The 15,314-nt window shown below is 55.5% G+C and carries 10 protein-coding genes and 1 pseudogene; 6 read left to right on the forward strand and 5 right to left on the reverse strand.

The features are described 5' to 3' along the window. Nucleotides 1-37: 37 nt before the first annotated feature. The 5 genes and pseudogenes from K9G39_RS02295 to K9G39_RS02315 all read left to right on the forward strand — a co-directional run bounded on the left by K9G39_RS02295 (nt 38) and on the right by K9G39_RS02315 (nt 8,866). The gene (locus K9G39_RS02295; RefSeq protein WP_292003311.1) at nt 38-253 is read left to right on the forward strand and encodes a hypothetical protein; all 216 of its coding nucleotides are present in this window, start codon (nt 38-40) and stop codon (nt 251-253) included. A gap of 130 nt (nt 254-383) precedes the next feature. Next, nucleotides 384-2,021, forward strand: coding sequence for a glutamate synthase-related protein (locus K9G39_RS02300; protein ID WP_292003312.1), 1,638 nt, complete (start codon nt 384-386; stop codon nt 2,019-2,021). 349 nt (nt 2,022-2,370) lie between these two features. Continuing rightward, a pseudogene (locus K9G39_RS02305) lies at nt 2,371-2,496 on the forward strand (four helix bundle protein); the annotation flags it as partial. 204 nt (nt 2,497-2,700) lie between these two features. Continuing rightward, complete coding sequence (locus tag K9G39_RS02310) at nt 2,701-2,994, forward strand: four helix bundle suffix domain-containing protein (RefSeq protein ID WP_292003370.1); 294 nt, start codon at nt 2,701-2,703, stop codon at nt 2,992-2,994. Between the two features lie 259 nt (nt 2,995-3,253). Next, the gene (locus K9G39_RS02315) at nt 3,254-8,866 is read left to right on the forward strand and encodes a pentapeptide repeat-containing protein (protein WP_292003313.1); all 5,613 of its coding nucleotides are present in this window, start codon (nt 3,254-3,256) and stop codon (nt 8,864-8,866) included. A 196-nt stretch (nt 8,867-9,062) separates the two neighbouring features. Here K9G39_RS02315 and K9G39_RS02320 read toward each other — a convergent pair whose 3' ends face one another. From K9G39_RS02320 to K9G39_RS02330, 3 genes are all read right to left on the reverse strand, one after another. After that, complete coding sequence (locus K9G39_RS02320) at nt 9,063-9,527, reverse strand: DUF6790 family protein (protein ID WP_292003314.1); 465 nt, start codon at nt 9,525-9,527, stop codon at nt 9,063-9,065. 155 nt (nt 9,528-9,682) lie between these two features. Beyond that, entirely contained in the window at nt 9,683-11,515 is a 1,833-nt protein-coding gene (locus tag K9G39_RS02325; protein ID WP_292003315.1) for a citrate/2-methylcitrate synthase, read from the reverse strand. Nucleotides 11,516-11,578: 63 nt separating this feature from the next. Beyond that, nucleotides 11,579-12,775, reverse strand: coding sequence for an ATP citrate lyase citrate-binding domain-containing protein (locus K9G39_RS02330; protein WP_292003316.1), 1,197 nt, complete (start codon nt 12,773-12,775; stop codon nt 11,579-11,581). A gap of 137 nt (nt 12,776-12,912) precedes the next feature. Between K9G39_RS02330 and lgt the strand changes: the two genes are divergently transcribed. Then, nucleotides 12,913-13,758, forward strand: a complete 846-nt coding sequence (lgt, locus tag K9G39_RS02335; RefSeq protein WP_292003317.1) for a prolipoprotein diacylglyceryl transferase — start codon at nt 12,913-12,915, stop codon at nt 13,756-13,758. Here lgt and fetB read toward each other — a convergent pair. Together fetB and K9G39_RS02345 are read right to left on the reverse strand one after the other, a co-directional pair. Then, nucleotides 13,744-14,529 carry an iron export ABC transporter permease subunit FetB gene (gene fetB / locus K9G39_RS02340; protein ID WP_292003318.1) on the reverse strand — a complete coding sequence of 262 codons (786 nt, stop codon included), beginning with the start codon at nt 14,527-14,529 and terminating at the stop codon, nt 13,744-13,746. The genes lgt and fetB overlap by 15 nt on opposite strands. Continuing rightward, nucleotides 14,526-15,200 (reverse strand): ABC transporter ATP-binding protein, encoded by a 675-nt coding sequence (locus K9G39_RS02345; RefSeq protein WP_292003319.1) that lies wholly within the window; start codon nt 15,198-15,200, stop codon nt 14,526-14,528. The genes fetB and K9G39_RS02345 overlap by 4 nt, the downstream gene beginning before the upstream one ends. Nucleotides 15,201-15,314: the final 114 nt, after the last annotated feature.

Here is a 15,314-nt window from a genome sequence, read left to right on the forward strand (position 1 = left end):
GCTTCCCGGATTGCAATGCTGTGGAAACGAGACGCACATGAAATCGATTCAGGAGATAAAACGCACCCACGAAACCCGGCTGCTTGCGCTGCCGGACGTGGTGTCGGTCGGCATCGGCATGAACGCCGACGGAGCCGAGGCCATTATCGTCGGACTCGCCGCCCCCAACCCGGAGACCCGGGCCCTTATTCCCGAGAAGCTCGAAGAGTACCCGGTTATCGTGCGGATAACCGGAGCGCCGAAGGCGCAATAGGCAGACAGCTTAGGGCATCCCTCCTGTTTCGATGCCGAATCTCCTTATTAATAATCGGACAGAAAACGGTTTGGGTTGCCGTATCTGAATGGAAAAGCGGCGGAAAAAAGGTTCCAAACTACTGGTTTTCATGGGAAACAGCTTACCGGCAAAAAAAGTTAAAGTCGCGACCTGGAGCGCGCTCGAAGAGAAAAAGCCGGTTTACGCCCAGGTGCTGAACGTTGATCTCGTCGTCGTCCGTTACGGAGAGAGCGTTTCGGTGCTCTACGGAAGGTGCCAGCATCGCGGAGCCCTGATGGCCGACGGCCATATCGACGCAAGGAACCTGGTCTGCGGCGTACACGGCTGGGACTACCGGTTCAATACCGGCATAAGCGAATACAACAACGACGAAAAGCTCGAACGCTTCGCGGCATGGATCGACAAGGCGGACAACGCCGTCTATGTGGATGAAAACGAGGTCGCGAGATGGGCCGACCGCCACCCGCAGCCCCTGAACCGCCACGCCTACGCCGACACGAAAGAGACTCCGGAAGAGCCCTTCAACAGGTACATCCGCAAGCTTGCCGCCACACCGCCGCATGCGTTTCAGGCTCATGGCAATGTTTCGGCGATGGGAGTGCCGCTCGTCGATCTTCCGCGGTGGAACGATATCCAGATGCTCACGGCACAACTCTCAAGACCGCCTCTTTTCGAGAATGAACCGGTGGACACCTCGGTCGTTATCGGGCCGAACGCACTCATCCCCCTCAGGCTCTCCATGCCGATATTCGTCACCGACATGAGTTTCGGGGCCTTGTCGCGCGAAGCGAAAATCGCGCTGGCAAAAGGCGCCGAGATGGCCGGAACCGGTATCGCTTCGGGCGAAGGCGGCATGCTGGAGGATGAGCGGCGAGAGAACTCCCGTTATTTCTATGAACTTGCACCCGCAAAATTCGGCTGGAACATCGATAAGGTCAAACGCTGCCAGGCATTCCATTTCAAGGCCGGCCAAGCCGCAAAAACAGGAATCGGCGGTATTCTGCCCGGTGCGAAGGTGAGCCCGGAGATCGCCGAAACGCGCGGACTTCGCCCTTTCGAGGAAGCGGTTTCACCCTCCCGTTTTCCCGATCTCTCCACCCCTGAGGATTTCAGGGATTTCTCCGAAGGGATACGCGAAGCGACCGGCGGCATTCCGATCGGGTTCAAAATGTCCGCACAGCATATCGAACGCGATATCGACTTCGCGCTCGACGCCGGCGTGGACTACATCATTCTCGACGGACGGGGCGGCGGCACGGGCGCATCGCCCGATCTCGTGAAATACCACACCGGCGTACCCAGCATTCCAGCCCTTGCCCGAGCCCGCGCGCATCTCGACCGGTGCGGAGCCAGGGGCGTTTCGCTCGTCATCACCGGCGGCCTGCGCACGGAAACCGACTACCTCAAGGCCCTCGCGCTCGGTGCGGACGCCGTGGCCATCGGCAATGCCGCGATTCAGGCAATCGGCTGCCTCTCCATGCGAGCGTGCGGCAACAACCACTGCCCGGTGGGCATCGCCACGCAGGATCCCGTTCTCAGGGAGCGGGTGGTTATAGGGACTGCTGCCGAAAGGCTCCGCAATTACCTGCTGAACACCACGGCCCTGATGCAGGTCATGGCCCGTGCGTGCGGCTACCGGAGGCTCGGCGATTTCAGCAGGGACGATCTGGTAACCTGCAGTACGGATATGGCCTCGCTTGCCGGCATAGCCCATGCCGGCGGATTTCCTGACGCAGCGAAATCATGATCGGAGCCTGAAACAGCACCTTCAGGTTATCCTCAAAAACCTGTATCACAGGTGTCCTGTTATTTGTAACAGCGTAGTATGTTTGTATCAGGCACATAAAAAGGGTGACCGGGATATGTCGAAAATGAGACCCAGCGGTGGGTATCGCGATCATTTATGGGCATCTCTATAAAGTGTGATGAGCGATCAAAGAGCAAGGCGGACGGAGCGGAGAAACCGGAGTGTACACGTAGTACATGAGGATTTCGAGCACCGACCAACGCAGCAATTTGGGCGCGCAATAACTTTATAGGGATGCCCTTATGACGCTACCGTCTGGTTCTGCGAAGCGTTTGTTGATTCCCGCTCGCGTCTGACCGATCAGATGGTACAGGCTGCCAGATCCGGCAGACAGAATATCGCCGAAGGCAGCCGCGCTTCGGCAACCTCATCACAAACGGAGCTTCGTCTGCTTAACGTCGCGCGCTCCAGCCTCGAAGAACTGCTGCTCGACTACGAAGACTATCTGCGACACCGTCGCCTCAGGCAGTGGAAGCCCGACTGCCCCGAAGCGCTTGCCGTCCGGCAGGTCCCCCGGAAATTCAAGGCGGATTCGCCCGATACGTCGGATACGTCTGATCTGACGGATCAGGAACGATGGACACTTTATGCGCCCTGGCTCGAACACGCCGACCCCGCCGTGCGGGCCAACGCCCTGATCTGTTTGATCAACCAGGCCAATTTTCTGCTCGACCAGCAAATTGCCTCGCTCGAAACCCGCTTCATCGAAGAGGGCGGCTACAGCGAACAGCTCGCAACCGCACGGCTGGCCCATCGGGTCAAGCAGAAAACAGACCCTTCTCTTCACATTCCGCCCTGTCCGCAATGCGGAAAACCGACCGTCCTGCGCACGGCGCAATCCGGAAAAAACGCCGGCAAGCAGTTCTGGGGCTGCAGCGCTTACCCCGACTGCAAAGGCGTTATTGCTATTTGACGGATCGCTCAATGCCGCGCTCCCATATGCCCGAAACGTTTGCCACATCCTTGTCGGGAGAATTCCGGCAGGGGAGTCTCGCCTTCTGTCAGGAAAATCGGAAAAGTTGTCTGAGCGTCAGATTATTCGAAAAACTTTCGTTCCGGGTGCCTGGTAATCCGGTGAAGTGTGATTTCTATCGAAGAGCGAATTTTTCTTTGAATAGATGGATTTCATGATTATTATATCATAATAACTATGAAATTATAATCATGTTGCGATGCCTGTAAACCCTTTCTGCTATACGGTTCTCTCTCTCGATGCACCATTCTGCGGTCGCGATGAGGAACTTGACGCCCTCTGTGCCCATGCACGATCGAATACGAACGTTGTCCTCTACTCGCCGAGGAGATATGGCAAAACATCGCTTATCAAGCGGGTGCAGGACGTGCTTTCGCGCGAGAAGTTTATTACCCTCGCTATCGATATTTCAGGAGCGACAAGCGCCGAGGATGTGGCCTCCCTCATAGCCCGAGATATTTTCAGGTTTGTCGAACAGAAGGGCCCTCTGCTGAAAAAAGCACTGAGCATTATCAATAACTGGCGTCCCAACTTCACCCCGCAGCCTGATGGCAGCGTTTCGGTCTCGGTTCAGCCGGTGAGCCAGAAAACAGGTATCGCCTTTCTTGAAGAGACGCTCGAAGGCCTCGACCGCTTTCTTGCCGGCAATCCCCAGCAAACCAACATCGTGCTCGACGAATTCCAGGAGATTGCCGAACTAAGGAACGGTGAACAGATCGAGGCCCTTCTGCGCAAACACATCCAGCATCAGACAAACTGCTCCTGGTTTTTTCTCGGGAGCCGTCGGCGAATGCTGCTCGACATGTTTGAAGAGGAGAGTCGTCCGTTCTACCGAAGCGCCGTCAAAATGCAGTTACCGCCACTTCCTGAAGAGGATGCTGTGAGTTTTGTCATGGAACGATTCAAGGCAGGAGGCAAGGAGTGCCCCCGGGAAATCGCTGCCCGGATCATCGGCATCACCCAGGCTTATCCGTTTTATGTCCAGCGGGTTTCGGGAGAGATATTTACCCGCGCCCGGAAAGAAGAGATCGGGGAACAGGAGTTACAGGAAGGTATCCGGAGCATGCTCGAACAGGAGGAACGATACTACGCAAGCATTGAACGATCCCTGCCGGCAGGACAGAAAAAGCTGCTCAGGGCGCTTGCGAAGGAACCGGCTGACAGCCCTTATGCCGTGGACTACCAGCGGAAACACCGCCTCGGTTCGCTCAGCGCCATTCAGGCAGGAATCAGAAAGCTCAGGACGCTCGATCATATCCAGGAGGATGGGGGAGTGACCCGTCTGACTGATCCGATGTTCGCATTGTGGCTCATCGAGCAGGAACAGGAACTGCTGCCGGACAAAGACTCGCCAGTTGAAAACACGAAACAGCTATCGTTCGGCCAGACGTTTCTTGAATACAATGTCGAGCAGAGTCTGCAGAGGGGCTATTCCGAAATGCCCGGCTACAGGTCGGATGAGGGTGTTGACATCAAAGCCGAGCTGCCCGAAACGGAAGGAGGCGATAACCGTCCGCGAATAACCATTTTTCTCTCGTATGCCCACGACGATCAGGCATTGAAAGAGCGCTTTTTCGATCTCATCAGGAACCGTCTCAAATCCTCGAAGGATTACCATTTTTCCTTTTCCGCCGACACCGATCTCCTTTGCGGCACACAATGGCATGACGAACTGCAGGAGCGGATCAGGAGCTGCGATTTCGGCTTGTTGCTCTTATCCAGCAGCTTTCTGGCAAGCGCCTACATTCAGGATCACGAGGTACCGCACCTCATTGACCGGTGCTTTCCGGTAGTCATTAAAAGTATCGATATAAGCAGACAGAACCTGCGTGGCCTCGAAAAACTGCAGATCTATCACTATCAGCAGAACAGGTCGTTCGAAGAGGTAAAGGGGCCTAACCAGACACGATTCATCAATGCATTCGCCAAACAGATCGAGGACAGGGTAGAAGCATATCTGAAGAACCGCGAACGGGAACGGTTTTCACGCCTGAGCTGCGATGACGAACCGATACGAAAACTTACCAACAGGCACCTGAAAAGCCCTGGGTACGAATGTGCAAGGTATATCGAGAACTGCGCCAGTAAAGGAACCATCTCCCACAAGGCAGAAAGCGTATCGGCGGCGGATACCGTCAAGGCTCGTCCCTATATCATAAACTGGGCGCTTGAAACCGATGTACCCTTTTTCGCATTGCTCGGCGATTTCGGCACAGGAAAAACCTTCACCTGCCGGATGCTTACCCGCGAGATCAACACAATGCACGACGAATCGCCTGAAACGGTGCCCCTCTGTATCTATATTGACCTGAGAAGGGTGTCAACCCGCATCGGAACAGAGAAGAGAGTCCCAAAGCTTGTTGACATTCTTCAGGATGCCATCAGTTTTGCCAAAGACCCGCTCGACAAGAGCATCGTAACGCCCGAGGATATCATCCGTCTTGTGCGCTCGAACCGGGCGATGATCATCTTCGACGGTCTCGATGAAAAGACCGTGCATTTTACCCCTGAAGAAACCAACCAGTTCATTGCTGAACTCTGGAGCATCCGGGAACAGCGGGATAAAAAGGAGAACAAGCCGCCCCAGGGAAAACTCCTCATCAGTTGTCGTAGCCACTACTTCAGGGACACCATCGAGCAGAACACCCTCTTTCTCGGCAGGGATCGCGAAGGGCGCAGCAAGGAGGAGTACCGATCGTGTACACTGTTACCCTTCGACAGTGAACAGATCAGGGAGTACCTGGAAAAACGGCTCGGATGCGACAGGGAGAAGACAGACCGGATCGCCAACCTCTTCGACGAGGTGCATAACCTGAAAGATCTGGCATCGAGGCCATACACCCTTTCCCTGATTACCGAATTCATTCCGGACATCGAACGGCTCATTGCCGAAGGCCGGCCTGTCAACACGGCAACCCTTTACGACACAACCGTGGATAACTGGCTGGCGAGAGACGAGGGCAAACATGAATTCAGTGTGCCGCACAAGAAACGCCTCATGAAATCGCTTGCCGCCGAAGTCCACAAAAGGGCTGGCGAAGGGATGAAAACGGATGAACTCGACGAATGGCTCGATGATTGGCTCTATCTGAACCCGGCCATCAGGGATGCCTATGCCGGCATGAACCGCGAAACGCTCAAGAAAGACCTTCGCACGGCCACCTTCATCATCCGCGAAACCGAAGGCAGCTTCTCTTTCGCCCACACATCCCTGCAGGAGTTCTTTCTTGCGGGGTTCATTGTCGATGTGCTCTCGGCACGGCAGTTCGAGCCGCTGGCGCTGGAGATGAAAATGCCCTCAAAAGAGACGCTCGACTTCGTGGCCGATATGCTCGAAATCGATGAACGCAAATCATCCGGAGTCACTGCGGCTATCGCAACGATTCTTGAATCCTCCTATCTCAAAAGTGTTGCCGAACTGGCCTTCGCACTCTGCCTGAAACTGCATGAGCATGGAATGCCCATTTCTGCACTGCGAGCCGTACATCTTGAACAGGCCGATCTTGCCGGTTGGGTGATCGGGAACCTGAACCTTTCGGGAGCCCGTTTCGATGCTGCAAATCTGAGAGGTACGAGCTTCAGGAACACCGTGCTCAGCAAAGCCTCCTTCAGGAACGCTAACCTCGTCAATGCCGAGTTTCTTGACTGCAACGCAGCCGGGGCAGATTACACGGAAGCCGATGCCGTTGCGGGAATCTGGCGCAATTGCGATCTCCGGAAAAGCCAATGGTTATCAGCAGAACTCCGACTTGCTTCGTTCGTGGGATGTCAGGCATCTGATAGGGTGGATTTTCCGGACGAGAGTCTCTTTGTTGTTGCTCGCTGCGAAGGCTTGACCAGCTTGCCCATTCCTGCAAAAACCCTATTCTCGATCTATGACGGTCATTCCGGTAGCGTATCGGCTGCGTCATTCAGCCCGGAGGACGGGACGCGCATCGTTTCCGGCTCTGGCGACAAAACGCTGAAGCTGTGGGATGCGCACTCCGGCACCTGCCTCCAGACACTCACCGGCCATTCCGGCTTGGTCAGCGCTGCGTCATTCAGCCCGGACGGGACGCGCATTGTTTCCGGTTCTGCCGATAAAACGCTGAAGCTATGGGATGCGCACTCCGGCACCTGCCTCCGGACGCTCTCCGGTCATTCCGACTGGGTCAGCGCTGCATCATTCAGCCCGGACGGGACGCAAATCGTTTCGGGTTCTGACGATGAAACGCTCAGGCTGTGGGATGCGCACTCCGGCATCTGCCTCCGGACGCTCACCGGCCATTCCAGCCTTGTCAACGCTGCATCATTCAGCCCGGACGGGACGCGCATTGTTTCCGGTTCCGGCGATAAAACGCTGAAGCTGTGGGATGCACACTCCGGCATCTGCCTCCAGACGCTCACCGGCCATTCCGGCTTGGTCAGCGCTGCATCATTCAGCCCTGATGGGATGCGCATTGTTTCCGGTTCTTATGATAAAACGCTCAGGCTGTGGGATGCGCACTCCGGCATCTGCCTCCAGACGCTCACCGGCAATTCCGGCTGGGTCATCGCTGCATCATTCAGCCCTGATGGGATACGCATTGTTTCAGGTTCTGCCGATAAAACGCTGAAGCTGTGGGATGCGTATTCCGGCATCTGCCTCCAGACGCTCACCGGCCATTCCGGCTGGCTCAGCGCTGCATCATTCAGCCCTGATGGGATGCGCATTGTTTCCGGTTCTGCCGATAAAACGCTGAAGCTGTGGAATGCGTATTCCGGCATCTGCCTCCAGACGCTCACCGGCAATTCCGGCCGGGTATGGGCAGTGTCATTCAGCCCTGACGGGACGCGCATTGTTTCCGGTTCTGACGATAAAACGCTGAAGCTGTGGGATGCGCACTCCGGCATCTGCCTCCAGACGCTCACCGGCCATTCCGGCCGGGTCAGAGTTGCGTCATACAGCCCGGACGGCACGCGCATCGTATCCGGTTCTGACGATCACAACCTGAAGCTGTGGGATGCGTATTCCGGCATCTGCCTCCAGACGCTCACCGGCCATTCCGACTGGGTCAGCGCTGCGTCATTCAGCCCGGACGGGACGCAAATCGTTTCGGGTTCTGACGATGAAACGCTTAGGCTGTGGGATGCGCACTCCGGCATCTGCCTCCAGACGCTCACCGGCCATTCCTACTGGGTCAGCGCTGCGTCATTCAGCCCGGACGGGACGCAAATCGTTTCAGGTTCTGCCGATGAAACGCTCAGGCTGTGGGATGCGCACTCAGGCATCTGCCTCCAGACGCTCACCGGCCATTCCGGCTGGGTCATCGCTGCATCATTCAGCCCTGATGGAATACGCATTGTTTCAGGTTCTGCCGATAAAACGCTTAGGCTGTGGGATGCGCACTCCGGCACCTGCCTCCAGACACTCACCGGCCATTCCGGCTGGGTCAGCGCTGCGTCATTCAGCCCGGACGGGACGCGCATCGTTTCCGGTTCTGCCGATAAAACGCTGAAGCTATGGGATGCGCACTCCGGTACCTGCCTCTATACGCTCACCGGCCATTCCGGCGGGGTCAACGCTGCGTCATTCAGCCCGGACAGCACGCGTATCGTTTCGGGTTCTGAAGATAAAACGCTGAAGCTGTGGGACGCCCACTCCGGCCAGTGCCTCATGACGATGGCAAACCTGCCGGATAACGAAACCGCTTCATGGAGTGAAACGGAGCTGAAACTGCTTTCGGCATCGAAAGAGGCCTGGCGCTGGATCGGCCTTGCCGATGGCTGTCGCCGCCTGCCAATCGAGTTACTCGACGATCCGGCAGATCCCTTAACTCGAAGTCTTCAGTGATTACATTGATTTCAGGAGAGGGGAATTGGAAACAGAGGCATATGAGGCGCTTTGGATCTATTATTGTTGTTTATTGTGGTTTTATATTTATAACTTTACATAATTTATATTATACAACAATATGGCAGGGCAGCCCGGCAGGCGGTTTTGGGCTCCCTGCGGGGTTTTTTGGTATGCACTTCCCCGAACGATGGCGTTATTTGAAGAGCACCCCGGTTACCGGATGCCAGAAGGCTGCGGTAAGGAGTGCCGTCAGGACCGGACGGATGACGTTCTGCCATTTTGTGTTTCTTTCGGCGATCATCGACCAGGTATGGTTGGCTGCTGAAAGAATCAGGAACAGGCAAAAAACCGATACCACTGCGACGTTGGCATAGGCGTCCCAATGTGCAATGAACGCGACCAGTGACGTTACGGCCACGGCAAGGAACCAGAACGCGTTCTGGCGCTGGTAGTTGCTGCGCCCTTCGAATCCTTTCTCCTTTGCCGCCTCATCCCCGAAAAAAAGTCCCTCGATCGCCGAAAGCCCTGCAATCGAACCGACAAACCACGGCGTCATGATGCGCAGCACCTCTTCGGGTGAATTGCCGTAATAATACGCAAGAAAAACGCCAAGAAAGGTTCCTGCGATACGCAGGGCCTCGAGCAATTTTATGATCATGGGGGTATATGTTTACAGGTGGTTAACGGTTTATAATTGAATAATATAGCGTATTTCCTGTTTTTCGGCATAAAAAAAAAGGACGTCCCCGGTTTCAGTTCCGGGACGGCCTCTATGGTCATATGGTCAGATCGTAAAGATTATCGCCAGTTGCCTTACTTCTTTTCGGGCACTTCGCGCTCTTCCTTTACGGCGTAGTTGATCAGGTAGTCATACAGCCTGATCAGCTTCGAACCCTGGGTGGTCTGATCGATCCAGTGGCCGATCATGCCGATGGTACGGGCCAGAACGAAGAAGCCGTTGAGCGACTGTTCCGGGAAGTCCAGATCGACAAGAATACAGCCGATGGTTCCGTCCACGTTGAGAATCAGGTTGTCCTTTTTCGACGTGGTGATCTTTTCGACCTCGAGCGCATAGTCGAGACAAGGCGTGTGCAGCGAGGTGTGGTTCTTCACGTAGTCAACCAGGTACTTCACCCGCTTGTCGGGGTTCTTGACGCTTTTGACGCGGTGGCCGATTCCGGGTACGGGACCGACGTTCTGCTTCATCCATGACAGGAATCCTGCGATGTCGTTCGGGTACTCCTTGACGCCGTACTTGAAGTACTTGCCGGCGTTGGTGACCGCTCCGCCGAAGCGGGGGCCGATCATGGTCATGCCTGCCGAAACCGCCTGGGGCAGATCGATGCCTGCACATGCTCCGATGATCGCTCCGAATGCGCCGGAGACGGCCGGACCGTGGTCGGCCGAGATCATGATGATGCGTTTGATGATTTCCGACTCTTCACGCGAAGGCAGCTTCTTGCTCCAGAGCAGGCTGAGGACATCCTCGATGCCGTAACCCTTCTCGCAGAGTTCCGAAGCGGCATAACCGACATAACGGGGCTCTTCGCCGCGGTCGTCGGAAATGGTGGTGCGGATGAGCGGTTCGACGATCACTTCGCCCTGCTTCATGATTTCCTGAACTTTCAGCGGCAGTTCAGGCAGCAGCGCCTCGTCGATTTCCGGTTCCGGTTTGATGCTTCCGTCGGCGAGCAGTTCTTCGTAAACCTGCTTGATGCATTTCGACAGACCGCCGAAGGTGTCGGGCACCAGAGCGCCTGCGTCGCGCAGTGCGTTCATTTTTGCGCGTGCCGAACCGACGCCCTTCTTGCCCTCTTTTGCACCGGCATGGCCGAATTTCATGCCCTGAGGCAGAACCTCCTGGCAGGTGCCGCCGATGGTGGCGATAAGACGGATGCGCCGTTTTTCAGCTGCGAGCCACTCGGCAGCCTCGTCTTCGAGGGTTCCACCGACCTCGCCGACTATGACGACGGCCTTGGTATCAGGGTCTTTTTCGAACATTTCCAGGTAGGTGACGAAATCGGTGCCAGGATAGGCGTCGCCGCCGATGGCTACGGCCGTGGTGACGCCGTTGCCGTTCTGGGCGCAGAGCCACATGGCTTCGTTCGACAGTCCGCCCGATTTGGTGATGACTCCGAATGAACCGGGACGATAGAGGTTGCAGAGCTTGAGGTTCTTGAACTCGCCGCCGATGACGCCGAGACGGCATTCCCCTGCCGACATGATGCCGATCGAAGAGGGACCGTTGAAGAGCTTGCCTTTTGCATTGGCAAGTTTTCTCAGTCTTTTTGCATCCTTTTCCGGAACGCCTTCGGTAATCATCGACACCAGCTTGATGCTGCCTGCTTCAATGGCTTCCTTCGCCGCAGTGTATGCCCGGTTTGCCCCGATATAAATAAGGGCCGTGTTGATGCCGGGGTTTTCGGCCAGCGCTTCTTCGAGCGAAGAGTAGACCGGAACGTTTTTCAGCTCGCCGCCGCGGTAGATCTCTTTCTGCTGCCCTTCTTCGGGAGGATAGACGAATGCCTGAACGGAGAGGGGCCTGTTGACCAGAAAGTCGAACTGGGCCATCCTCCTTGCGGCATTCAGGCCGGCAACACCGCCTATGATGACTACCCGTGTATCCCTGCTTGCTAATATACTCACGATTCTGTCCTGATTAAAAAGTTATAAGTTCCTTTATAATTGGTAGTTAAGGATACCGTTGCCTTACGAGTTCAGTGCGAGGTCAACAATATCGGTCATCGGCATACTGCGGTCGTACACATGGATGTCAAAGCCCTCGTCCTGCAGTTTTCTGATGGCGGCAAGTCCCTGATTTTCGTTCGGACCACCCCTTCTCACCCAGATTTTCACATTTTCGAGATAGCCTTTCGATTTGCTTTCGCGGAACCCGTTGATAATACCGTTGAAGGTCGCCTTGACGTCGGTGAAATTGGCGATGGCGCCGCCGACAATGATATGCTTGATGTTCGGCAGGGCGCATACGGTTTCCGTCAGGGCCTCAACCGCCCAGTCCGACGGATCGCCGGAATATTCGGCGTAGTTGGCGATGGTGCCGCCTCTGGCCACCACGGCATCGGAATAGAACACCGAAGCGCCGCCGCCGGCTGTCAGAAGGGCGACTTCACCACCGGGTACCTCGACGAATTTTACCGAACCCTTGATGCGGGCGTCGATCTCCATGATCTGCAGCTCGGCTTCGGTGAAGGGGCGTCCGATTTCCGAAACCGGCTTGAAATCCCAGTCGGCATGACGGAAGCGGGCATCGTAGTCCACATTCATGACCGCGTCGAGTGCGGCAAAGCGCATGTCGCTTTTGCGGATGACGAGCGGATTGATCTCAATGGACTGCGCATCTTCGTTGTCGAAACAGAGCACGAGGCGCGATACGATTTTGCCGACCCGTTCGGCTATTTCGCCGGTAAAACCGGCTTCACCAGCAAATTCCGTGAGTCGCTCGACGGAGGGATTCTCGTCGATGGGAATGAAAAGACGGCGAACCGTGTCCCAGTTCTCCTCGATATCTACACCGCCCCTGTTGGAGAGCAGTACTTCGGCACCGTCACGGTTGCCGTTGATACAGAGATAGTACTCTTCGTCGTGTTCGAGCATCTCGGCGACAATGACCTGGCGGATGACCGCAGTGCCGATTTCGCGTCCGATCATCTCGCGGGAAGCGGCTACGGCCTCTTCAAGATTCAGGCCGAGCTTGACAAGGCCGAGCTTGAAACGGCCGCCGATAGCCTCGTGAGCCTTGACAACAAGTTTTGATTCTCTCAGCCATTTATTAGCTTCACCAAGTTGTTCAAGCCGGTTCGGGTCCATGATAACCACATAGTTAGGCACGGGAATGCCCCACTTGTTAAATAGTTTCATAGCCGGCCCTTCAAGTATCTTAGCCATACTATAGATTTGTTTATATGTTTTGGGTAAATGAAATAAACAAAGAAAAGCGCAAGATTTTAAGTTAACTATATTTCGATGTAATCCAATAGTTTAGAATTGTTAATTTTGCGAAACTTCACGAAAAGCCTGTTTATATGAACGATTTTCTCTTCTGGTGGCAACACCTGCCTTCACAGATGAATCCCGTGATTATATCATTGGGAGGATTTGCCGTTCGGTGGTACGGCATGATGTACATTATCGCCTTTGCGGTGGTCTGGCTGCTTACGCTCTACCGCATGAAAACCGAAAAAACAGGATTCGACCGCCAGTTTGCCGGTGACGCACTGACCTGGGCCATGGTTGGGGTCGTGCTTGGCGGTAGGCTGGGTTATATCCTTTTCTACGGGCTCGGCGGCTTTTTTGCCGACCCGCTCGGAACGCTTCTGCCCTGGAGCTCGACATCGGGTGGATGCAGCTTTGCGGGCATTACGGGCATGTCCTATCACGGCGGCGTGATCGGCGTGGTGCTGGCCATGTGGTTTTTTTCCCGTTCGCAGAAAAAGGGATTTTTCGAAACATTCGATCTCTTCATTCCCTCCCTTCCGCTCGGCTATACCTTCGGACGGCTCGGAAATTTCATCAACGGCGAACTGTACGGACGGGTCACCGATGCGGCCGTCGGCATGTATTTTCCCCTGGCGCCAACGGTGGAGCTTCGCCATCCCTCTCAGCTTTACGAAGCGTTTTTAGAGGGTATCGTCATGTTTGTCATCCTCTGGGCCCTGCGCAAAAGGTCTCCGTATCCGGGATTTCTTTCGGGACTCTACCTGTTCGGTTACGGGTTCGTCCGCTTTTTCATCGAATATTTCCGCGAACCCGATGCGCATCTCGGTTTCGTGTTCCTGAACTTTTCCATGGGGCAGGTGCTCTGTTTTGCGATGATGCTGGCCGGAGCGGCTGTCCTGCTCCTGCAGAAAAAGCCGTCACCGGGGCGTTAGAAGCACCTCTTCCCCGCTGCCGAAGCACCGTTTCCGAACGATCAGCATCACGATGATCGAAGTTATCGCCGTCGAGCCTACCAGCATGAACATCACCACAATCTGGTAGCGGATGGCGATAAGCGGGTCGGTTCCCGAGAGGATCTGCCCCGACATCATGCCGGGAATGAAAACGAGTCCTACTCCCATCATCGCGTTGATGGAGGGAATCATGCCGGCCGTGACCGCATTCCTGAACACGTCATCGCTTGCCTCGCGATAGTTGGCGCCGAGCGCCAGTTTCATTTCCACCACTTCCCGCTGCTGTCGAAGGTCACGGAACAGCCGCTCAAGCGCAATGGCGATAGCCGACATCGAGTTTCCTATCACCATTCCTCCGGTGGGGATGAAATAGCGCGGTTCCCACCAGGGAGTGGTGCCGACAATCAGGCCTGAAACGAACATTGCCGTCGCGAAGTAGGTGACGAGCATGGTGAGAAAGGTCGGCAGGATATACGACACCTGCTTCTCCTTTACCCGTCCCCTGACGATGAACATGGCCGAAACCACCATGACCGCAAAAACCGCAACAGTCAGAAGCAGGCTTTCCGATCCGAGGATGAAGGTGAGCACATACCCCATGAGAAAGAGCTGTGCGAAGGTACGCACAGCTCCGACCGCGATATCGCGATTGAGCCCCAGATGGTAGATGAAGGAGCTTGCCTGGGCGATAATGATAAAGGTAAAGGCAAGCAGCAGCTTTCCCGTCGAGATATCGATGATACCATTCATGGCGCAAGCGTGAGTTTCCGGTTTTCGAGCATGAAGGTCAGCGTTTTTACACTTTCAGGCCGGTAATCGCTGTGAGTGACGCTGACGATCGTCATCTTTTTTTCCCTGTTGAGGCGTTCCATGATTGAAAAAACCATTGCGGCGCTTTCAGGGTCGAGCGCCGATGTGGGCTCGTCGAGCAGCATCATTTCGGGCTCCTGCAGGATCGAGCGCATGAAGGCCAGACGCTGTTTTTGGCCGGAGGAGAGCTTCAGGGCCGACTGCTCGAGGGTGACGCCGCCGAGATAGAACTCGTCAAGCATACGGTAAAGCGTATCGGGCTGCGGCACCGGTTTTTTGCTGTTGGCCCTGAAGGAGAACGGCAGCAGCAGGTTCTCGCCGACCCGGGCATCGACCATCTGCGGAATCTGGGCCACATAGCTTATCGATGAACGGAGTTCGGCCGGGGGAATGGTTGCAACATCCCGGCCCATGAAGTGAATCGTGCCGCTCTGCTGGCGGTTCAGGCGGCAGACGAGACGCAGCAGCGTGGATTTGCCGCTTCCCGAAGGGCCTTTTATCAGAACGAACTCCCCGCTCCGGACGGCAAGATCGAGCTCCTCGAAGACGGGAACAGGAGCGCCTTCATAGGTGAAGGTGAGGTTTCTGATTTCAAGCAGCGGCTGGTTCATGGGGTCCGGGTATCTTGAAAAGATCGATAAATAGACGTTTATTAAAAGGAACCCCTGAAGCAGGTAATACGGCAAAAGGGCGCCTACGGCAAGTCGCCCTGAAATATAACGAGA

Source organism: Chlorobium sp. (genome assembly GCF_021740465.1).
Lineage (GTDB): Bacteria > Bacteroidota > Chlorobiia > Chlorobiales > Chlorobiaceae > Chlorobium.

Excerpts from the sequence above, each read along its gene's own strand:
- K9G39_RS02295 (WP_292003311.1), top strand. The coding sequence starts at position 38 with ATGAAATCGATTCAGGAGATAAAACGCACCCACGAAACCCGGCTGCTT.
- K9G39_RS02300 (WP_292003312.1), top strand. The coding sequence starts at position 384 with ATGGGAAACAGCTTACCGGCAAAAAAAGTTAAAGTCGCGACCTGGAGC.
- K9G39_RS02315 (WP_292003313.1), top strand. The coding sequence starts at position 3,254 with ATGCCTGTAAACCCTTTCTGCTATACGGTTCTCTCTCTCGATGCACCA.
- K9G39_RS02320 (WP_292003314.1), bottom strand. The coding sequence starts at position 9,527 with ATGATCATAAAATTGCTCGAGGCCCTGCGTATCGCAGGAACCTTTCTT.
- K9G39_RS02330 (WP_292003316.1), bottom strand. The coding sequence starts at position 12,775 with ATGGCTAAGATACTTGAAGGGCCGGCTATGAAACTATTTAACAAGTGG.
- lgt (WP_292003317.1), top strand. The coding sequence starts at position 12,913 with ATGAACGATTTTCTCTTCTGGTGGCAACACCTGCCTTCACAGATGAAT.
- fetB (WP_292003318.1), bottom strand. The coding sequence starts at position 14,529 with ATGAATGGTATCATCGATATCTCGACGGGAAAGCTGCTGCTTGCCTTT.
- K9G39_RS02345 (WP_292003319.1), bottom strand. The coding sequence starts at position 15,200 with ATGAACCAGCCGCTGCTTGAAATCAGAAACCTCACCTTCACCTATGAA.